Here is a 19,226-nt window from a genome sequence, read left to right as displayed (position 1 = left end):
TTGCTGACATAGCCACCGAGCTGATGAGCCATATGGAAATCGAACTGGAAATAAACGGTGTGGAACAAACGGTCGAAGCCTCGAAATCCGATTCGCTTCTCGATGTCCTTCGGCGGAACGGGTACACCGGAGCGAAGCGGGGGTGTGACACCGGCGCGTGTGGCTTCTGTACGGTGCACGTCGACGGCGAGCCGGTGAAATCCTGCGTCGAGCCGGTGACGAAAGTACGGGACGCATCGGTCGAGACAATCGAAGGGCTGGGCGAACAGGACGACCTGCACCCGGTCCAGCAGGCATTCGTCGACAACACCGCGTTGCAGTGTGGGTTTTGCATCCCGGGGATGATCATGCGCGCGACGGCGCTGCTAGAGACGAACCCGGACCCGACCGAACAGGAAGTCCGGGAAGCGCTGTCGGACAATCTCTGTCGGTGTACCGGCTACAAGAAGATCGTCGAAGCGGTGCTAGACGCCGCCGAGCGGATGGACGGCGGGACAGTCGCCGCCGACGGTGGGAAGGCATTCGAAGGCAACGAGAGGGTCGCAAATTCGACCGAGTGTGCAGTCAACGACTGCGACTGCATGGAGGGCGGTCAGTGAGCGATTCCGACCGGGCTCGGGAGACGAGCGAGCAGCCCGACAGGACAGGGGTGGAAGACGCGGCCCCTGCCGAAGCCGAGAAGGAGTCAGAGGCGGACGTGGCACGCGAACCCGACCGGAAGCCCGAATCCGAGCGCGACGCCATTACCGTAGACGAGGAGAAAGACGACGCGCGGAAGATCGTGACCGGAGAGGCCCGTTACACGGCGGACTACCGCGACCGGTTTCCGGACCTCGCGCACGGGAAGGTAGTTCGCAGCGACATCGCCCACGGGTACGTCGAATCGGTCGACACGAGCGCCGCCGAGGCGATGGACGGCGTCGACGCCGTCATCACGCCGTTCGACGACGTGGTCCCGCACAAACTGTACTCCAGTTCGGGCCAGTCCTATCCCGAGCCGAGCCCGTGGGACCTGAAAGTGCTGCGCGAGCACGTCCGATTCGTCGGCGACCCGGTCGCCGCCGTGGCGGCAGACGACCCGGAAACGGCCGACCGCGCCGCACGGAAAATCGAAGTCGAATACCGGGAACTGGACGCCGTGTTCGACCCCGAGGAGGCTTTCGACGATGACGCGCCACAACTGTTCGAGGCCGACGACGTGGAGAACAAGCAGTCGGGCGCGGACTACAGTAGAAACCTCGAATCACACTTCGAGGGGGAGCTCGGTGACGTGGAGGCAGCGTTCGAACGGGCCAGCAACGACGAGGAGCGGCACGTCATCGAGACGGAGTGGGAAACGCCGTACCAGTCCCACTGCGTCCCGGAACCCCACACGACCATCGCCTACACCGACGAGGACGACCGACACACGTTCATCACGGCGACACAGGTCCCCTTTCACACCCGCCGCCAGATAGCCCACCTGTTCGACGTGCCCATCCGCGACGTGCGGGTGAAGAAGCCGCGTATCGGCGCGGGGTTCGGGTCGAAACAGGAGATGGCGATAGAACCAATCGCGTTCGCGCTGCACCTCGCGGCCGGCCGACCGGTCAAACTGGAGATGAGCCGTCAGGAGGAGTTCACCGCGCTTCGCTTTCGCCACCCGATGCGGATGCAGATGCGGACCGCGGTGACGGACGACGGCGACATCGAGGCGATGGACCTCTACACGCTGTCGAACACCGGGGCCTACGGCACCCACGGTATGACCGTCGCGAACAACGTCGGGACGAAGCCGCTCCCCATCTATCCCCGGGTCCCGAACGTCCGCTTTTCAGGGGACGTGGTACACACGAATCTCCCGATGGGCGCGGCGATGCGGGGCTACGGCGCGCCACAGGGGCACTTCGCCGTCGAAGCACACATGGACGAGGTGGCCCGCCGCCTCGACTTCGACCCCATCGAGTTCCGCCTGCAGAACGCGGTGCGAGAGGGCGACCTCGACCGGAGCGTCGCAATTCTGAAAGACGGCGACCGCTTCACCCGGGAGATCCGCTCGTGTGGCATCCGCGAATGTGTCGAACGCGGGAGGGAAGTCATTGGCTACGACGACCTCGAACAGCCCGAGTCGGACCACCTGCACCGCGGCGTCGGGATGGCGCTCATCGCCCAGGGCAGCGGCGTCGCAGGCAAGGAACTCGGCGCGGCGCAGGTGCAGATGAACGAGGACGGGAGCTTCCACCTGCAGGTCGGCGGCGTCGACACCGGCACAGGTGCGGACACGATGTTCTCCCAGATTGCCGCCGAGGTGCTGGGCTGCACTCCCGAGGATATCGTTGTCATCGCCGCCGACACCGACCTGACGCCGTTCGACTACGGTGCGTACGCTTCCTCGACGACGTACATCAGCGGCCGCGCGGTCAAGAACGCCGCCGAAGACGCCAAAGAGCGGCTGCTGGAGTGGGGGTCGAACCTGCTCGACGAGCCGCCGGACGTGCTCGACACCGGCGACGGCGGCGTGTACAGCGAGCGGAGCGGAAACCGAGTCTCGCTGGAGGAGATCGGCTACGAAGCGACCTACGGCGATGACGAGCGCGAACACATCCTCGGAGACGGGAACCACTCGACCGACGAGAGCCCGCCGCCCTACGGCGCGCAGTTCGTCGACGTGACCGTCGATACGGAGACCGGCGAGTACGAACTCAACAAGCTGGTGTTTGCGGCCGACTGCGGCGTCGCCATCAACCCCGCGCTGGTAGAGGGGCAGATCGAGGGCGGCGAGCACATGAGCCTCGAATACGCCACCAGCGGCGACCTCACCTTCGACGAGGACGGCAACCCGGAAGTGCTCGGCTTCCGCCAGTACGGGATGCCACGGACGACGGACCACCCTGAGATGGAGACCATCCTCGTCGAAACCCACGAGCCTACGGGTCCGTTCGGCGCGAAGTCTATCGCGGAACTCCCGACGAACGGTGTCCCGCCGGCGCTCTCGAACGCCATCCGCGACGCCGTCGGCGTTCGGCTGACCGACCTACCGTTCACTGCGGAGGACGTGACGGCGGCACTCCACGAGCAGTCTGCTGGCGATGAGTGAGTTGGTTTCGAACAGTTTTCGTCCGATTAATATCACACATGGAGTGTTTTTTGTTGTGTCGAGCAAACTATTAAGAGCAGGTCGGCAAAATTTCGACAGTATGGCGTACATCGGGTTTCTGCTGACAGGCGGTCCCTTCGACAGCGAGCGGTGGCGCACCGCCTACGAGCTGGGGCGAGCGGCGCTGGACCGGGGCCACGAGGTGAGCTACTTCCACTACCTCGACGGCGCGCTGGTCCCCGTCGCCGACCAGACCCTCCCCGGCTGTTCGGACAGCGGACTGTACGACGAGATGCCCACAGAGAAGTTTCAGGAGCTTATCGCGGATGGTGCCGAAGTCATCTGCTGTGGACTCTGTGTCGACGCGCGGGGAATCGATGCGCCGGCCGACTACCCCGAGGGCGTCGAAGTCGGGCTGCTTCCGGACCTCGCGGACATCATCGGCGAGGCCGACCGGGTGGTTTCGCTATGAAGCGAGACGTCGTCGTCTTACTCACCCGCGCTCCGTACGGACGAGTCCACATCCCGGAGGGGCTGCGTGCCGCCCGCGGCGTCGCGGCTGGCTTCGATATGCACGACGTGACCGTGATATTCACCCAGGACGGCGTGTACGGCGCTCGGGACGCTGTCGACCGCGAGGCGCTCAACATGAGCGGACACGTCGCCGACTTGGCGGAACAGGACGGACAGATGGTCGCGGACGGGGCGGCGATGGCCGAGCGCGGCGTCGCCGAGCGCGAGATCGCTGACGACGTAACAGTCTGGTCGGACGACCGCGTTACCGCCCGCATCCGCGACGCCGACCGGACACTGGACTTCTGACAATGCTGTATCTCATCGACAAGCCGATGGCCGAGGTCGGACTACGAACCGCCGCTGAGGACCCCGAGGCGCGTATCGTCCTGATTCAGGACGGCGTCTACCTCGCACCGGACGTCGACGCACCCGTCTCCGCAGTCGCGAGGGACGTCGACGTGCGTGGCGTCACGCTACCGTCGGATATCGACCGGATATCCTACGACGCCGTAGTCGAGAGCCTCGTCGAACAGGAGGTAAAGAGCTTCGTATGAGCCTGTTCGAACAGCTCGACGAACTGGCCGCACAGGGAGAGCCGGCGGCGCTCCTGACTATCGTCCGCAAGGACGGCAGCGCGCCGCGGGAGGTGGGCGACAAGATGATCGTCACCGCCGACGAGGAGTACGGGACTATCGGTGGCGGCACGGTCGAACACCTCGCCGTTCAGGACGCCCGATCAGTGCTTTCGGGAGCCGACGACCCCGGCGTCCGGACGTACGAACTCGAACGCGGCGGCAACACGGGCATGGTCTGTGGCGGCGAGATGGACGTGTTCATCGACCGCGTTCGCGGGCAGGCGCGGCTCTACATCGCCGGCGGCGGCCACATCAGCATGGAGCTTGCTCCGCTGGCAGAGCGACTGGGCTACGCCGTCACCGTGGTCGACGACCGCGAGGCGTACGCCGACCCGGGGCAGTTCCCCGACGACACCGACGTGATTCACGGCGACTACGACGAAGCGCTCGGCGACCTGCCGATGGGGACCGAGACAGCCGTGGCCGTCGCGACGCGGAGCGGGACGTTCGACCAGGATGCTGTCGCCGCGGCGCTGGACGGCGAGGCTGGCTACGTCGGCCTCGTCGCCAGCGAGACGAAGGCCGACCACGTCCTCGACTCGCTGGCCGAGTCGGGGTACGCCCGTCGGGACCTCAGCCGGATCCGGACGCCGGTGGGGCTCGACCTCGGCGGGAGCGGCCCGGCCGCCGTCGCGCTATCGATTCTCGCCGAAGTCAGCATGGACCGCCACGACACGACCGGCGAGCGGGCGACGCGGCTAAACCTCGAAAATCTCGTCGTCGTCCGTGGCGGCGGCGACCTCGGCAGCGGTGTCGTCTACCGGCTCCAGCAGGCCGGCTTCCCGGTCATCGTCACCGAAGTCGAACAGCCGACGGTAGTCCGGCGAGCAGTCGCTTTCGGGGCGGCGCTGTACGAGGACGAGGTGACGGTTGAAGGGGTCACTGGCCGGACAGCGGCAGATATCGACGAGGCACTCGAACTGCTCGCCGAGGATGTCGTTCCGATACTCGTCGACTCCGAAGCGACCGTCGCCGACGAACTCGACGCTACAGTACTGGTCGATGCCATTATGGCGAAAGGGAAGTTCGACACCGGCACGCGTCGGAGGGACGCCGACGTGGTTGTCGGGATGGGGCCGGGTTTCGAGGCCGGAGAGGACGTGGACGCGGTCGTCGAGACGGACCGCGGGCACGAACTCGGCCGCGTGTTCTACGACGGAACGGCAAGCGAGTACGACGGCGAGCCCGGAGAACGGCGCGGCTACACCCACGAACGGGTGCTTCGCGCGCCGGTCGATGGTAACTGGTCCCCAGCAGTCGCTATCGGTGACAGTGTCACAGCCGGCGACGTGGTCGGCACCGTCGACGACCGGCCGGTCGAGACTGAGATAGATGGGCTGGTTCGCGGTCTGGTCCACGGCGGCCTCGGCGTCAGCGAGGGCACAAAGCTCGGCGACGTCGACCCCCGCGGTGAGTCCGTCGACCCAGCGAAGATCTCCGACAAGGCGCTGTGCCTCGGCGGTGGCGTGCTGGAGGCGACGCTTCGATTGCGGTAGAACATCCCTAATCGTCGTTAGCGACGAACTTCTTCGATGGTCGGGTCGTCGAGCGTGACGCCGCGTCCAGCCGTAACACGCCCGATAGCTCGGTAGAACACGCCGGCGTCGTCGAACGCCGATTCGACGACATCGGTCGCAGCCGGCGGGACGGAGACGAACAGGCCGCCGCTGGTCTCAGCGCTCTCTCCATCAGTTAGCCCGTATCCGAAAAGCGTCGAGAGGGCGGGCGTTCCCGCGATGACCGGAAGGTGTGTCAGTTCGATACCGACGTCCGAGCGGGCGGCCACCACGCGGCTCTGCCCGGCGAGGCCGAAGCCGGTGATGTCGGTCGCGGCGGTCGCGTATTCGCGGCATGCGAGCGCAGCGTCCCGGTTCGGCGTCGTCATCCACCCGACGGCCTCGGACGCAATCCGGCCGAGCGGGCGGTCAGCGGCCTCGCGGACCGTCCCGACGAACTGCTCGTCAGTCACGCGAGTCGCTCCCATAGCCGACTGTGTCCCGAGCGGTTTGGTCAGGTAAAGCCGGTCGCCGGGGCTGGCTCCCTGCGAAGTGAGCAGGGCGTCTGGCCGTGCTGTCGCCGAGATGGCACCGCCGGCGAACGGCCACGGACTCATGATGGTGTGGCCGCCGGCGATGACGCCGTCCATCGCGTCCAGCGCGTCGGCCATGCCGGCGAGGATCGGCGACGCGCTGTCGGTCAGTTCTCGTGGGAGGCCGAGGACGACCAGACAGGCGACGTTCTCGACCGCCCCCGTGGCGAACGCATCGCTGGCGGCGTTACAGGCGGCTATACGGCCGAAGTCGTACGGGTCATCGACGATAGGCGTGAAGAAGTCCACCGTCGAGACCAGCGCGAGGTCGTCAGTGAGTTTCCGGGCAGCGGCGTCCTCACCGATGCCGAACAACAGCGCGTCGCTGTCACCCGTGAGGCCGGCATCGGCGAGCAGCGAATCGAGGTCGCTCTGGCCGACTTTGCAGGAACAGCCGTGGAGTTCCGTGTACTCCGTCAGGCAAGCCGTCTCGTCGTCTCGATCAATCTCTGTATCGGTCCCCACACTCAGGCCTCCGATAGCGACGCCATCTCGGTCACCTGGAGTTCGAGTTCGAACTCATCGGACTCGCCGGCGGTCTCCGCGGTCGTCACGTCGATGCCGTGAGTCGTACACATCCGCCGAAGGTTCTCTTCGGCCGGTGGGTAATCACCTCGAACGACGAGCGTCTCCCCAGGGTCGAGGTCTGAAAGCGCCTGTCGGACAATGAGCGCCGGCCGGGGACAGATTTCACCACGAACGTCTACGCGGGGCATACGGATACGTGTGTTACTAAGTCACAAAAACGCTGTCGGCGACACACGTCCGTTGCCCCGGTAAGCTATTTCTGTGCCTCCCGTGGAGCGACCGTATGCATCTGGCTGGTGCGCTGGGCCTGGGTTCTAGCGCCGCCGTCGCCTTTGTCGGGGCCGGTGGGAAGAAAACTGCGATGGGACAGTTGACCGCCGAAGGGACCGACAGGGGGTACGACGTGGGTTACACGACAACGACAGCGATGCCACCGCCGCCTGACCTGCCGCTGACGCTCACTGGCCCGGACGAGTGGCGGGCCGACCTTCACGCACACGAACTGCCAGTTGCCTTCGCTCGCGAGGAGGTAGCCGATCCGGCGCGAGTCGACCGGAAAGTTCGTGGGTTCGAGGCGGACATGGTGTCACAGCTATCCGAGGTCGGACTGTTCGACTGGCTGCTCGTCAAGGCTGACGGCGCCCGCAAGCGGGAGTTCAAAGCGCCCGGTGATGGGGAACCGGTCGTCCCGGGGACAGCGAGCCACGTCGTTCCGGTCGCCTCGGTCGCCGCCGTCGGTGAAGTGCTGACGACGGACGTGGTCCACCGGCCGGAGCGGGTAGCGGACATCTCAGACCTCGATGTGGGCGACACCATTACGGCGGAGGCTGTCGGGACAGTGCTCACACATCCTGAGGGTGGGCTCCGAAACGCGCCAGCCGAGGCGTCTGTGATACCGCTAGTCAACAAAGCGGATACCGAATCACAGCGGTGTACCGCCAGAGACGTGCTCAGCCACGCACTGTCGCAGACAGAGCGGTGTTCTCGGGGCGTGATTACGTCTTTCACGTCGGAGATCTGTGAGGTCGTCGCTGCGACGGATGTGCAGGAGGCCCAGCGGTGACGAACGTCGGTGAACTACTCAGTATCGTCGTGAAACGAGGCCCACGATGAGCGGGCAGCACCGGACCGAAGTCGGCGGCGTCATCCTCGCCGCTGGGCGGAGTTCACGGTACGATCCGGGTAACAAACTACTGGCGACCATCGGCGGAAGGGCAGTCGTCCGACAGGTAGCCGAAACCGCTTGCGAGTCATCGCTGTCGGACCTTGTCGCCGTCCTCGGGTACGAGGGCGTGGCCGTCGCTGAGGCACTGGAGGGGCTCTCAGTTTCGCTTCGTCATAACGACGATTACGCGACCGGCCAGAGTGCGTCGGTTCGACATGGAGGCGACTATGCACAGGAATCCGGCTGGGACGCCGCCCTGTTCCTGCTGGGCGATATGCCCTTCGTCCGGCCCGAAACTATCGAGGTGCTTATCGAAGCGTACCGTACAGGGACGGCAACCGTCGTCGTTCCCGAACACGAGGGGACGCGGGGCAACCCCGTGCTATTCGACGGCTGCCACTTCGATTCGCTCGCCTCAGTCTCCGGCGACCGCGGCGGTCGGGATATCATCGAGACCACCGAGCGGACAGCGTTCATCGAGGTCGAGGACCCCGGCGTCCACTGGGATATCGATACCGATGCTGACCTCGCCGAGTTCGCGGACCGCCGCGACAGCCTGTAAATTTAAGACACTGATGGTGGAACACTCGACTGATGAAACGGACCATCAGCACGGCCGATGCACCCGATGCGGTCGGCGCGTACAGCCAGGCGACGACAAACGGCTCGCTCGTGTTCACCGCGGGCCAGATTCCGATGACGCCAGACGGCGACCTGCTGGACGACGAACCGATAGCGACGCAGGCGGAACAGGCGCTATCGAACGTCGAAGCGGTGCTAGCTTCGGAGGGACTGGAGATGAGCGACGTGTTGAAAGTGACCGTCTATCTGGACGACATCGACGATTTCGAGTCGATGAACGACACGTACGCCGGCTTTTTCGACGACGAGCCGCCGGCCCGGAGTGCGGTCGAGGTCGCAAGCCTGCCAAAGGGCGTGGGAGTCGAAATCGAAGCAATCGCGACGAGCGAGTAAGGGCACCGCCAAGGGCCACTCAGGGCTTCTGTTCCTGTGCGGACTTGCGTTCGTCTTCGAGGTCCATCTCAAGCCCCATAGTCGAGGCCTCTTCACGCACGGCGTCGGCGTCGATGGTGGTTACCTCGCCGTGTTCCATAAGCACGTTCCCGTCGACCATCGTGAAGCGGACGTCGTCGCCGTGGGCCGCAAACACCAGATGGGAGAGCACGTCGTGCAGCGGCGTTGCCCGCGTAAGGTCCGTATCCAGACCGACGATGTCGGCGCGCCACCCCTCCCGAATCGCCCCAAGCTTCTCGAAACCGGCGGCTTTCGCACCGTTGCGCGTCGCCATCTCGAAGATCTCGGCCGCGGGCGTCACTGTCGGGTCTAGCTGATCGACCTTCTGGAGGAGACTCGCCTGTCGCATCTCGGTGAACGCGTCGAGCGTGTTGTTACAGGGCGGTCCGTCGTTGCCGATGGCGACGTTGATACCGCGGTCACGGTAGTCCCAGATCGGCGCGATGCCGCTGGCGAGTTTCATGTTCGAGGACGGGCAGTGGGTGACGTGCGTCCCCGTTTCTGCGAGGACTTCGCGCTCGCTCTCGTCGGTCCAGACGCAGTGCGCAAGGACGACGTCCTCGCCGGTGAGACCCACCTCGTCGAGCCAGTGGATGTTGCGCATCCCAGTATCCTCTTTGACCGTCTCGATTTCGCTCTGGTTCTCACTGGCGTGGGTGTGGATGCGGACGCCATCGTATTTGTCCACGAGTTCGCGCACTCCCCGGAGACAGGCCTCGCTACAGGAGACGGCGAATCGCGGGGTGACAGCGTACCGAATCCGGTCGTTGTAGGCACCGTGATACTGCTGAATGAGTCGCTCGGACTCCTCCAGTGCAGCCTGCGTATCCTCCAGCAGCCCATCCGGCGAGCGCTGGTCCATCAGCACCTTGCCGAGCACGCCACGGATACCGATCTCGCCCGCCGCTTCGAAGGCGCGGTCCGCGTGGGCGACCGAGAGGTGGTCGATACAGGTCGTAGTCCCGCTTTCGATCATCTCCAGATAGCCCAGTTTCGCCGCGACTTCCATCTCCTCGGCGGTCAAGGAGGCCTCCATCGGCAGAATGTAGTCGAATAGCCAGTCGAGCAGTTCCGTGTCGTCGGCGATGCCACGGCCAAGGCTCTGTACGGAGTGGATGTGGCCGCCGACGAGTCCCGGCAACAGCACGTCGTAGGACTGGTGTTCGTGGTCGGCGTACTGCGATTCGAGTTCGGCACGTGAACCCACAGCCTCGATACGGTCCCCGGAGACGACGACCGCCCCGTCCTGCAGAACAGTCTCAGAATCCGCAACGACAGTCCCAGTGAGTAGCATACGTCCTGCAAGACGGTCTCTACATAAAGAAGGTCCTCATATCGGGACGACCGCCGAGTGCAGACAACCCGGCCACAGACGTGTGGCACTCCGTGTGTCGCGTGTGCTTCGCAGTGGCCTCATCTTTGCGAACCGTTCCGTGTCCGTTTTTGACGGGTGATGTATCTGGTGAGTCGGGTTTGGGTACGAAACGAATCCACGCTGGCGAGTCGCTGAACGAGACGAGTGTTTGTCTCGTACTGCTCAGTAAACAGTTCGGGGTACTCCGACAGTAGCCTGTCGCCGATGTCGATTATCTCCTGGGGGTCGGCCTGCATGGGTGTGAGAATCGCGGAGTGTGGCTGTTAACTGCTTTGCTCACAGAAATACCACGTTTGGCTCGTACTGTTGGCTGTCCCTCTTGCGAGAGATTTGTGACTCCCCAGGGGTGGCGAAATACGCCACAGACGAACAGCCGACAGTGTCAGTTATCCATCGATGGCTTTGGTGGCGTGTGTCGTTTGTGGCGCGTACTGGCACACCACTGAACCGTACGCTCAACGACAGATTCGCTGACGCCGACCTTGTCGGCAACCACCGACGCGGAACAGCCTCTATCAATCGCGAAGTGGAGGACGCTGTCGAGGTCTCGCTGGTCGATACCCAGTTCCGCCGCATCAGTTGCCCCAGTGTGCTCCATTGGATGGGGTGACTGGTCGAGGAGGTCCGATGGAACCGCAAGTGCATCAGCCAGGGCCTCGATCTCAGTTCTATAGAGGTCGCCAAACAGCGACAGGTCCACGCCGTTCTCGCCGTGTTTCGCAACGGAGCCCAGCAGTCGGTCAGTCCGGGAGACAGTCCCTACAACGAGTTCGTTCCTGGTGTTTGCGACGTAGTACTTACACGCCATCCGGAAGCGTTCGCCGGCGTTTTGCATCGCCACGAGGTCGTCGGTCGGCCCACCGGTCTCACCGACGACTCGCTGGAACGCCGTCAGCACTGGCTGCAGATTGAGCCGGTGACAGTCGATATCAAGCAGCGACGCAACGGTTTCAGCCGTCCGAGCAGGCCCCTCGTCGCTTAGCTGTACCGGCATCACCAGTCCGGTCACGTAGTCGGCTCCGATGCCGTCGACAGCCAGCGCCGCCGCAACTGTCGATTCGATGCTGCCGTCGAGCGGAACGACCAGTCCGTTAGCTTCCGCCTCCGTGATCCTGTTCTCCAAGAACACCGGAAGAATGCCCTGTATCCGTCTGGTCGCTGCCTTCGACGTCGCCAATCCGTGGTCCTCACGCGGGAGTTTGAGCGTGTGAGGGTGCGTCGCTTTACTCACGGACACTCTCCTCCCGCGCTACCCAAGGCACGCTCGGAGATGCGACTACCGAAACGCACGCATCCAACCAGCCTAATCATACTACAACGTAGGTCACTGGTGTGGTATAACTGTTGTCGACAAACGTCATGAGTGTCTTCGGTAGCCTCGATACACCTTATATATTATCTTCAGTTATCCAAAACTATATCCGGGCATTTACCCAATATCACAATATTCTTGTGGCTGTAACCCGGCATACAATTCACTACGCCCGGAATATCGTCCAGTCCTTAAATCTTTGCTGAGAGGGAAACGGCGCTTTCAGAGCGAAAATATACTCCACCGCTCATCTCGGCACGCCAAACCGTGTTCTGAAAGGCAGACCACGTTCACCAGAAATAACCCAAGACGGTTGGCATCATGATCATCACGTCTTGGGTTTGGTCGATTCAACGGCCTGTTCGGCGACGACAAGTTCCCGGTTGACGATCCGGTCAACGATTGCACTGCTGTCTAGCTGGTCCGAGACGACATCGCCGTCTGCAGTGTAGCGTCTGACTGTGTACGCATCCATCGCGTTCCGGTTCTCGGAGACAGCTTCGACGACTTCGATTCGCTCGTCAGTCACGGTGTTGCGATACGTGACGCCGGGGACAAAACTGACAGTCGGGACATCAGTCGGCCAGTCCCAGGCGAACTGCTCGTGGTACTGATCGAACTGCCACACGAGACGGTCGGCGGGAGCCTCCGTGTCGAGGGTGCCGTTAGCCGCCCGCAACGTCCGGTCCCAGTAATCTATGACGCAGGCTTTGAGATCCGCCTGAAGCTGTCCCTCGATCATCTTCTGCTCGATTGGATACTGCAGTTCGATAGCGACGATGGCCTGGCTGTCGAGATGGGTGAGACACCGCTGGCACTCCATCTCAAACACGGAGCAGCCAAGCGGCCGCTCGACCGTGAGGTGGACGAGTTCGTTCCCGCAGTTCGGACACCACAGGAACAACACGTCGTCGTGGTTACCAGTCAGTTCCGCCAGCACAGTCAGATCGTCGAACGGCTTGTCGATGTCAGTGTCCTGTGACTGGACGGACTCGCCAGTCACGGTATCGGAGGCGTCGTCCGCGTACTTCGCAATTTTACGGTCTTTTAGTAGTGTTTTGGCGACTGAATCATACGATGAGTGTGACTCGGCATCCCGTATTTTCCTCAATTTATCTTTCGTCCAATCCTTGACCCGGATATTTGCCATCTGATTTGAAAAAGCCGGCTTTGCTAATAGTATTTCTGTATTATTGTCCTAAAAGTGAACTTATACCTATCCGATTGTTCCATTATCAGACACCAGAGACCTGCAGCTAAGGGTATCGGCGTCAGTGACGGGGACACTCAAGTTCAGTCGCTATCAGTCAGCCGAGGCCTCTTTCTCGTTCGCAACGGTCCACTGGGTCGGGTCGATCTCGCGTCCGTCAAACGCGGTGTACTCCGGGTACGCAGTAAATACCAGATACTCCGTGCCCTGCTGCAGGTACTCGATCAGGGTGTGGAGATTGTCGTCGTCGAGGCCGCCTAGGCCGTCGACGAGCAAGAGCGGGACAGCGTCGTCGACATCGAACGACTGCCGACCGGCCAGCGCTGCCACAAAGCCGATGAGTTCGAGTTCACCCTCGCTGAGGGCATCTAAGCTCGCTTCCTGGCCGTCGCGGGCGACCACAATATCGAAGTCAGCGGTGAGTCGAGCCGTTTCGAACCCCGTCCCGAATCGGGAGAGGATATCCTGCATCGCGGTGTCGAACGCTTCCCGTGCCTCACGCTTGATTCGGTCTTTCCGGTTTCGAAGTTCAGCGAGGTCGTCACGGACGGATTCGAGGTCGGTTTCGAGCGTGTCGACGCGGGCCGCTCTCGTTTCGAGGTGAGCCAGTTCGTCGGCGGTGTCTTCGAGTTCGGCCTCGCGGTACTTGATCTCACTTTCGACGTCCGAAAGCTCCGCCACGGCCGCATCAACGTGGTCGGAAAGCTGCTCCACGTCCGCCTGGGCCTGTTCGAGCCTGTTTCTGGCTGCGTCGAGGCTCTGTTTCCGGTCGGCCAGCGTCGCCTCTAGCTCAGCGATGTCTTCCTCTAGATCGGCCTTTCGACGGCGGGCCTGGCTGATCTCCTCGCGCTGTGTTTCCAGTTCCTCGACAGTATCTCGGTAGGTCTCCTTCTGGGCCCGAAGCGCCGTGAGTTCGTTCCCGAGCGCGTCCAGTTGGTCAGCCAAGTCCGCCCGTGTCGTCTCACTGCCGCACGTCCAACAGGCGACGGTGTCACCGTCGATATCGCGCTCCACCTCGGTAAGCAGGTCAAGCCGATCCTCGCTGAGTACCATCTCGGTGGCCGAGTACACGGACTGGAGTACCTCGGCGTCTCGCTCCACTTGCGAGAGGCTCTCGCGGGCCTCCGAGAGTTTGTCCGCAACATCATTGTACTCCGGTATTTCGAGAGCGTCGAGAGCGTCCTGGCGCTCCGAGAGACGCTGTTCCGTCCGCTCGATACTTTGCTCGAGTCGTTCGACGCGGTTTTTCGCCTGGTTCTGTTCAGTCCGAGCCTGGCTGAGTTTGCGGCGGACCGACTCCGAACTGTCGTCGCTTCCTGCCTCACTGTCGATCGTCTCGCGTTTGGCCCGCAGGTCTTCGATCTCGTTTTCCAGTCGTGTCACTTTCTCCTGAACGCTGGGAATCCGCTTTTTCGCCTCGCGCGCCTGCGTGAGTTCCGTTTCGATCTGTTCGCGCTCCCGCTGTAACGTCTCGATCTGCGAGTCGATGTTCTGGAAGTCGAGCGGCCGTAACAGTACGTCCTCGAGATTTTCTCCTGTCCGGACAGCGCGACGGACTTCGTTACGCTCGTCCAAACACGCGAACAGTTCAGCGCGGATCACGTCGTACTCGTCGCTGAGGTACGGCTCGCCGTGCCGGACTACGGTACCGTTCTCTCGGGTAAGCGTCACGTCGTAGACACCGGTTGGCGTTTCGAGATGCACCGCACCGCTGTCTGCCCCTTCAGTCAGTTCAGTGGAGGTGCCAAGGGCCGTCTTGATGGATTCGATGAAGCTCGATTTCCCCTGCCAGTTCGAGCCACGGACGACGTTCAATCCCGGCTCTACCGTCGCCGACCCGTCAAGGATACCCGCGATTCGTTCGATTTCGATGTCCCAGGTCATGAATTGTGTGTTGACAAGTTCGCGCTCCGGTGTTGCTTGCAGACGTACCCACGTTCGAGTGCAACGTCGAACGGAACACGGGTCGGACAGTCCGGGCATCCCAGTTGTATCTGGGCCTCTATCTCCGCGGTGTCACCGCCGTCGATATCGCCCTTCTTCGCGAGCGAGGACAGTGCCGTTTCGGCCTTCCGTTCGACGACCGTTTTGGCCGTTGCCACGCTCTCCTGCTCCCAGTTAGTTGTCGCCTTCCTGGGCTCTTTTTCACCGTCTAAACAGTCGTTGAGGTGCGTTCGCATCGTTCCCCACGACACCATATCGTCGTGAAGCGACGCTCCCGGGATACCCGTAGCTTGCAGTCGCTCGATGAGTTCATCCCGTCGCAAGTCGTCGTCGCCACGCAACGTGTCGTAATCGCTGTCTACACGCGTGTCAAGGGTTTCACGCCCGTGTTCAGTATAGACTTGTTTAAGCAGCCGTTTGTTGAACCACGCTGTCAGCGACCGATACCCCATTTCGGTTCGGTCATCAGCGCCCGTCCAGCGTGCGAGCAGGCCATCATCAAGGGTGTCGTAGACTGGGTCTGTTGATGCCAACCCGTACTTGTCGATAACCGCGTCTACTTTGCAACCGGAGTCAACAGCCATTGTCCGGTTTTTTCGGCCTGCTCAGTAATAGTTTTTGACGGCCGGTGTACGCACAGTGTAGGTGTGGCCTGTACAATATACACCCTAAGCGTGTTCTTTAGAAATGGACAACAGGGTTGAACAGAGAGTGTATTTGTAAAACGAACATACTATCATATTTACGATACTTGAGATATTTGTATTGTCACCCGATATTTCAAATGTACTATTCTACGATGATCACACGCAGAACTAAAGTCGAGTTTCTAGGCAAATCTTCGATAATGGGCGTTTCAAAACGTATCACATCTGTAGAATAGTGTAACTAAAAAGTGTATTTCAAAACACACAAATTTCCAATATATGTAACATTCCTGTGAAATAGGAGATATATTATTGCAGAGGGCGCAGCATCCGCATACATTCTAAAATATGAGCTATCTACTAATTTGGAGAGCAGACCGAATTCCTCGCGAGAAGCGTTACTGCTAACAGACGTAGAACCATACAGCGTTGGGACCAAGTCAAACGTTTATACGGACTGTCGCGTAAGTAGTGTAGTATGCGGAAGTTGGCCGGTGAGACTGGACCGGCACCAACGGATAGTGGAACGGCAGCCTCGAAAATCAAGGTGCTGTTAGTCGATGACTACGGAGAGTTCCGGCGGACGACGGCGGAACTGCTGGAACACGAGAACGACCGTATCGAGGTCATCGAGGCCGCAAGCGTCGAGGATGCGCTCAGCTACTTCGATTCCGAGTCGATCGACTGTATCGTCAGTGACTACGAGATGCCCGAAGCAGACGGGATTGAATTCGTAGAAACGGTGCGACAGTCTAACGGAGACCTCCCATTTATCCTGTTGACAGGCCAAGGAAGCGAAAAACTCGCCAGCGAAGCGGTTTCAGCCGGCGTCACCGATTACTTCGTCAAGGGCGGCGGGCCAGAGCAGTACGCGGTGCTCACAAACAGGATAGAGAACGCGGTGGAATCACACCGATTCCGCCGAGAAACAGCGCGACTATCGCGGATTAATTCACTATTCAGGGAAATAAATCGCCAAGTGCTGAGGGCGTCAACAGCCGAGGAAATCAAAGAGGCTGTCTGTGAAATCCTGACCAGTTCGGATGCCTACCAGTTCGCCTGGATCGGCGAAAAAAACGAGGCAGGCGATATCGTCCCCACCGCGGGCGGTGGCGACGCACTCGAATACGTCGAAGCGATGCTCTCCCGCTACGGCCGCTCAGTTTTCGATGACGGGCCGTTCGGTCACGCGATCGAAACCGGTGAACATCAAGTAGCGTCAGATATCCGGACTGGATCGTCTGTCCAGCCCTGGCACGAACTCGCATCGGAGTACGGGTTCCGGTCGATGATCGTTCTCCCGATCCAGTACACGGGATCAGTACAGAGTGTGATTTCGATATACGCGGACACGCCTTTCGCGTTCGACGAGGCGGAGCAGGCAGTGCTGACAGAGCTTGCGGAGATTGTCGCCGATGGCCTCCATTCAACCGCAACGCGTGCCGAACTCGAAATGCGGGAAGAAGTCCTGCGAACAATTACCGAAGTGTTCACATCGCGGGACGGGGCGCTCCGGGAACAGATAGCGGATCTCATGCAAGTCGGTCGCAGCGTGCTTGGAACCGAGTACGCGACACTCTCTCGTGTCAACGGGATGGAATACGATTTCGAAGTGCTCCAGACACCCGACGAAACGATTTTTTCAGGCGGAACGGTTCCGTTGTCGGAAACCCCCTGTGCGAAAGCTATCGCGAACGAGGAGACGGTCGTGATGACAGACGTCGATGCCGAATGCGGCGACGCTGACCGAGATCAGATATGGGATGACGAAGTCAATCGGTATCTCGGAACGCCACTCACTGTGGGTGGGAGCATATACGGGACACTCTGTTTCTATGGGTCCGGAACGGGCGGATCAGAGTTCTCGGACTGGGACGTGACACTCGTAGACCTTCTGAGCAAGTGGATCGGAAACGAACTACAGACGCAGCGGGCTGAGATGGGTTTTACACAGTTGTACGAAACGGCGACAGATCTCTTGGGTGTGACTTCAGAGGAGGAAGCCGCTCAAATTGTCGTCTCGCGGACCCGTGATATCATCGGTCTCCCTGAGGTCGTGCTGTACGCGTTCGACAGCGATACGAACACCTTTCGCCCGCTTTCGACCACGGAGACCGAGGAGCAACAAGCTATCCCAGCAGACGGTGATAGCTTCGTGAGTTCGGCCTTTTTCACCGAGGAAACTATCGTTTGCGACGGAAACTCGACCTCGAAAGCGGGCGAGGACACGATGACTGGCGGAAAGGCCGTGTTTGTCCCGCTGGGCGACCACGGAGTGCTTCGAGCGGGCGACACGATCGGCGGCGAGTTCGATACCCAGACCCGTCGAATTACCGAACTCCTGGGGGCGACGATTCGAACGGCGTTCGATAGGCTGACATACGAGACAGAACTCGAAGACAGGCAGCGCGACCTGGAGCAACAGACGGTTCAGCTCGAGCAGATGAATCGGTTGACAGAGCTGAGTCAGAAAATTCACGAGCGAGTGCTCAGGGCAGACAGTCGCTCAGAAATAGAGCAAGCGGTGTGTGACCAGTTGGTCGCGTCCGACATCTGTTCGTTTGCGTGGATCGGGGAATACGAATCCGATACCGACCGAGTCACGCCACGGACGTGGGCAGGGACCGACCGTGGCTTTCTGGAGGAATCGCGCACGCCCTCTAATGAGACACCACCTCCACCAGCAGTCCAGACAGCCCGGACTAACGAACAGACGCTGAACAACAACATCGCGGACGGACTCAGGGGAAAAGGGTGGCAACGGCGGCTACTGGAACGTGGGTTCCAGTCAGTCGTCAGCATTCCGCTCAGCTATCAGCAACTCTCCTACGGCATCCTGACTGTGTACGCGAAAACGCCGGACGTTTTCGATCTGCCGACACAGTCAGTACTCGAGGAGGTGAGTGAAACGGTCGGATACGCCATCAACAGTATTGAGACGAAGCAGGGGCTCGTCGCGGACCGGGCTGTCGAACTCCAGCTAGAAGCAACGGAATCCGACGATATCATTCATCGGATTGCGGACGTCGTCGATACAGAAATCACATTCGAGGGTATCGTCCCACAGGGAGATACCAGCTGTATCGTGTTTTTCAGCACTGACGCTCCACCAGATGACCTACAAGCGTGTTTGGACACTCTTCCACGGATTGAGCGATTAGAGTGTTTAACTGACACAGAAGACACGAGTTTGTTCGAAGCAACAGTGTCGGGTACACAGCTCGCACTGACAGTCGCCGAACAAGGAGGAGCCCCGCAATTAATCCAATCTGACGGGAAGACTCTGGAGATTCAGCTTGAGGTCCCACAGACGGTCGACATTCGCCAGCTCGTAGCTGAATTACGGCGTTCATGTCCGGACATCGAACTCGTGGGCCGCCACAAGCGGGAACGTGGTGTTCAAACTCGTGAGTCGTTCCACTCAGAATTGACAGCACAGCTGACCCCCCGCCAATTCGAAGTCCTGCTCGCAGCCTTTTATAGCGGATTCTATCAATCACCCCGTGACAAGACCGGTCAAGAGATAGCCGATACACTCGATATATCACAGCCGACGTTCAGCCACCACCTTCGGGTAGCTATCCGGAAGCTTCTAGAACAGTTGTTTAGCGAAGGGGGAACGACCCAGCATCTAGATAGATAGCACCTGTTGTCTGAGTTTGCTAGTCTGATAGAGTATATGCTGATACGGGAG

The 19,226-nt window shown here is 61.0% G+C and carries 18 protein-coding genes; 10 read left to right on the top strand and 8 right to left on the bottom strand.

The genetic code is table 11. The annotated features are described in order from the left end of the window. Window positions 1–32 precede the first annotated feature (32 nt). The 6 genes from C442_RS15565 to yqeB all read left to right on the top strand — a co-directional run bounded on the left by C442_RS15565 (window position 33) and on the right by yqeB (window position 5,723). Window positions 33–599 carry a (2Fe-2S)-binding protein gene (locus tag C442_RS15565; RefSeq protein ID WP_008312078.1) on the top strand — a complete coding sequence of 189 codons (567 nt, stop codon included), beginning with the start codon at window positions 33–35 and terminating at the stop codon, window positions 597–599. After that, window positions 596–3,076: a xanthine dehydrogenase family protein molybdopterin-binding subunit gene (locus C442_RS15560; RefSeq protein ID WP_049943034.1), complete on the top strand. Its 2,481-nt coding sequence runs from the start codon at window positions 596–598 to the stop codon at window positions 3,074–3,076. The genes C442_RS15565 and C442_RS15560 overlap by 4 nt, the downstream gene beginning before the upstream one ends. Before the next feature lie 100 nt (window positions 3,077–3,176). Beyond that, on the top strand, window positions 3,177–3,548 hold the full coding sequence (locus C442_RS15555; RefSeq protein ID WP_008312074.1) for a DsrE/DsrF/TusD sulfur relay family protein: 372 nt from the start codon (window positions 3,177–3,179) through the stop codon (window positions 3,546–3,548). Beyond that, the gene (locus C442_RS15550) at window positions 3,545–3,898 is read left to right on the top strand and encodes a DsrE family protein (RefSeq protein ID WP_008312072.1); all 354 of its coding nucleotides are present in this window, start codon (window positions 3,545–3,547) and stop codon (window positions 3,896–3,898) included. Before C442_RS15555 ends, C442_RS15550 begins: the two co-directional genes overlap by 4 nt. A 2-nt stretch (window positions 3,899–3,900) precedes the next feature. After that, entirely contained in the window at window positions 3,901–4,146 is a 246-nt protein-coding gene (locus tag C442_RS15545; RefSeq protein ID WP_008312070.1) for a hypothetical protein, read from the top strand. After that, the gene (gene yqeB, locus C442_RS15540; protein WP_008312069.1) at window positions 4,143–5,723 is read left to right on the top strand and encodes a selenium-dependent molybdenum cofactor biosynthesis protein YqeB; all 1,581 of its coding nucleotides are present in this window, start codon (window positions 4,143–4,145) and stop codon (window positions 5,721–5,723) included. The genes C442_RS15545 and yqeB overlap by 4 nt, the downstream gene beginning before the upstream one ends. Before the next feature lie 17 nt (window positions 5,724–5,740). Here the strand turns inward: yqeB and selD are convergent, their stop codons facing one another. Further along, on the bottom strand, window positions 5,741–6,781 hold the full coding sequence (selD, locus tag C442_RS15535) for a selenide, water dikinase SelD (protein WP_008312067.1): 1,041 nt from the start codon (window positions 6,779–6,781) through the stop codon (window positions 5,741–5,743). Window positions 6,782–6,783: 2 nt separating this feature from the next. Beyond that, window positions 6,784–7,032 carry a sulfurtransferase TusA family protein gene (locus tag C442_RS15530; protein WP_008312065.1) on the bottom strand — a complete coding sequence of 83 codons (249 nt, stop codon included), beginning with the start codon at window positions 7,030–7,032 and terminating at the stop codon, window positions 6,784–6,786. 95 nt (window positions 7,033–7,127) lie between these two features. Between C442_RS15530 and yqeC the strand changes: the two genes are divergently transcribed. Genes yqeC through C442_RS15515 form a run of 3 tightly spaced genes read left to right on the top strand, consistent with a single transcriptional unit; the run spans window position 7,128 to window position 8,984 of the window. Continuing rightward, window positions 7,128–7,907 (top strand): selenium cofactor biosynthesis protein YqeC, encoded by a 780-nt coding sequence (gene yqeC / locus C442_RS15525; protein WP_008312063.1) that lies wholly within the window; start codon window positions 7,128–7,130, stop codon window positions 7,905–7,907. Window positions 7,908–7,953: 46 nt separating this feature from the next. Beyond that, window positions 7,954–8,571, top strand: coding sequence for a nucleotidyltransferase family protein (locus C442_RS15520; RefSeq protein ID WP_008312060.1), 618 nt, complete (start codon window positions 7,954–7,956; stop codon window positions 8,569–8,571). Window positions 8,572–8,603: 32 nt separating this feature from the next. Further along, window positions 8,604–8,984 (top strand): Rid family detoxifying hydrolase, encoded by a 381-nt coding sequence (locus tag C442_RS15515; RefSeq protein ID WP_008312058.1) that lies wholly within the window; start codon window positions 8,604–8,606, stop codon window positions 8,982–8,984. Window positions 8,985–9,003: 19 nt separating this feature from the next. Here C442_RS15515 and C442_RS15510 read toward each other — a convergent pair whose 3' ends face one another. The 6 genes from C442_RS15510 to rdfA form a co-directional block, all read right to left on the bottom strand. Beyond that, the gene (locus C442_RS15510) at window positions 9,004–10,338 is read right to left on the bottom strand and encodes a 5'-deoxyadenosine deaminase (RefSeq protein WP_008312057.1); all 1,335 of its coding nucleotides are present in this window, start codon (window positions 10,336–10,338) and stop codon (window positions 9,004–9,006) included. A gap of 119 nt (window positions 10,339–10,457) precedes the next feature. Next, window positions 10,458–10,655 carry a 30S ribosomal protein S17e gene (locus C442_RS23105; protein WP_008312056.1) on the bottom strand — a complete coding sequence of 66 codons (198 nt, stop codon included), beginning with the start codon at window positions 10,653–10,655 and terminating at the stop codon, window positions 10,458–10,460. 146 nt (window positions 10,656–10,801) lie between these two features. After that, the gene (nadE, locus tag C442_RS15500; protein WP_049943033.1) at window positions 10,802–11,650 is read right to left on the bottom strand and encodes an NAD(+) synthase; all 849 of its coding nucleotides are present in this window, start codon (window positions 11,648–11,650) and stop codon (window positions 10,802–10,804) included. Between the two features lie 409 nt (window positions 11,651–12,059). Beyond that, window positions 12,060–12,881, bottom strand: coding sequence for a hypothetical protein (locus C442_RS15495; RefSeq protein WP_049943032.1), 822 nt, complete (start codon window positions 12,879–12,881; stop codon window positions 12,060–12,062). Between the two features lie 153 nt (window positions 12,882–13,034). Then, the gene (locus tag C442_RS15490) at window positions 13,035–14,825 is read right to left on the bottom strand and encodes an archaea-specific SMC-related protein (protein WP_008312053.1); all 1,791 of its coding nucleotides are present in this window, start codon (window positions 14,823–14,825) and stop codon (window positions 13,035–13,037) included. Continuing rightward, window positions 14,822–15,469 (bottom strand): rod-determining factor RdfA, encoded by a 648-nt coding sequence (gene rdfA / locus C442_RS15485; RefSeq protein WP_008312051.1) that lies wholly within the window; start codon window positions 15,467–15,469, stop codon window positions 14,822–14,824. Before rdfA ends, C442_RS15490 begins: the two co-directional genes overlap by 4 nt. Window positions 15,470–16,010: 541 nt before the next feature. Here rdfA and C442_RS15480 point away from each other — a divergent pair. Beyond that, a complete protein-coding gene (locus C442_RS15480) occupies window positions 16,011–19,175 on the top strand; it encodes a GAF domain-containing protein (RefSeq protein WP_008312050.1) in 3,165 nt (1,054 codons plus the stop codon). Window positions 19,176–19,226 lie beyond the last annotated feature (51 nt).

This window comes from Haloarcula amylolytica JCM 13557, from assembly GCF_000336615.1.
GTDB lineage: Archaea > Halobacteriota > Halobacteria > Halobacteriales > Haloarculaceae > Haloarcula > Haloarcula amylolytica.
The sequence above is the reverse complement of the archived record's forward strand: the minus strand, read 5'-3'. Positions and strand labels throughout refer to the sequence as shown.

What these genes read in the sequence shown, in the direction of transcription:
- C442_RS15565 (WP_008312078.1), top strand. Translation starts at nt 33, where the DNA reads ATGGAAATCGAACTGGAAATAAACGGTGTGGAACAAACGGTCGAAGCC.
- C442_RS15555 (WP_008312074.1), top strand. Translation starts at nt 3,177, where the DNA reads ATGGCGTACATCGGGTTTCTGCTGACAGGCGGTCCCTTCGACAGCGAG.
- C442_RS15550 (WP_008312072.1), top strand. Translation starts at nt 3,545, where the DNA reads ATGAAGCGAGACGTCGTCGTCTTACTCACCCGCGCTCCGTACGGACGA.
- C442_RS15545 (WP_008312070.1), top strand. Translation starts at nt 3,901, where the DNA reads ATGCTGTATCTCATCGACAAGCCGATGGCCGAGGTCGGACTACGAACC.
- yqeB (WP_008312069.1), top strand. Translation starts at nt 4,143, where the DNA reads ATGAGCCTGTTCGAACAGCTCGACGAACTGGCCGCACAGGGAGAGCCG.
- C442_RS15530 (WP_008312065.1), bottom strand. Translation starts at nt 7,032, where the DNA reads ATGCCCCGCGTAGACGTTCGTGGTGAAATCTGTCCCCGGCCGGCGCTC.
- yqeC (WP_008312063.1), top strand. Translation starts at nt 7,128, where the DNA reads ATGCATCTGGCTGGTGCGCTGGGCCTGGGTTCTAGCGCCGCCGTCGCC.
- C442_RS15520 (WP_008312060.1), top strand. Translation starts at nt 7,954, where the DNA reads ATGAGCGGGCAGCACCGGACCGAAGTCGGCGGCGTCATCCTCGCCGCT.
- C442_RS15515 (WP_008312058.1), top strand. Translation starts at nt 8,604, where the DNA reads ATGAAACGGACCATCAGCACGGCCGATGCACCCGATGCGGTCGGCGCG.
- C442_RS15510 (WP_008312057.1), bottom strand. Translation starts at nt 10,338, where the DNA reads ATGCTACTCACTGGGACTGTCGTTGCGGATTCTGAGACTGTTCTGCAG.
- C442_RS23105 (WP_008312056.1), bottom strand. Translation starts at nt 10,655, where the DNA reads ATGCAGGCCGACCCCCAGGAGATAATCGACATCGGCGACAGGCTACTG.
- C442_RS15495 (WP_049943032.1), bottom strand. Translation starts at nt 12,881, where the DNA reads ATGGCAAATATCCGGGTCAAGGATTGGACGAAAGATAAATTGAGGAAA.
- C442_RS15490 (WP_008312053.1), bottom strand. Translation starts at nt 14,825, where the DNA reads ATGACCTGGGACATCGAAATCGAACGAATCGCGGGTATCCTTGACGGG.
- rdfA (WP_008312051.1), bottom strand. Translation starts at nt 15,469, where the DNA reads ATGGCTGTTGACTCCGGTTGCAAAGTAGACGCGGTTATCGACAAGTAC.
- C442_RS15480 (WP_008312050.1), top strand. Translation starts at nt 16,011, where the DNA reads ATGCGGAAGTTGGCCGGTGAGACTGGACCGGCACCAACGGATAGTGGA.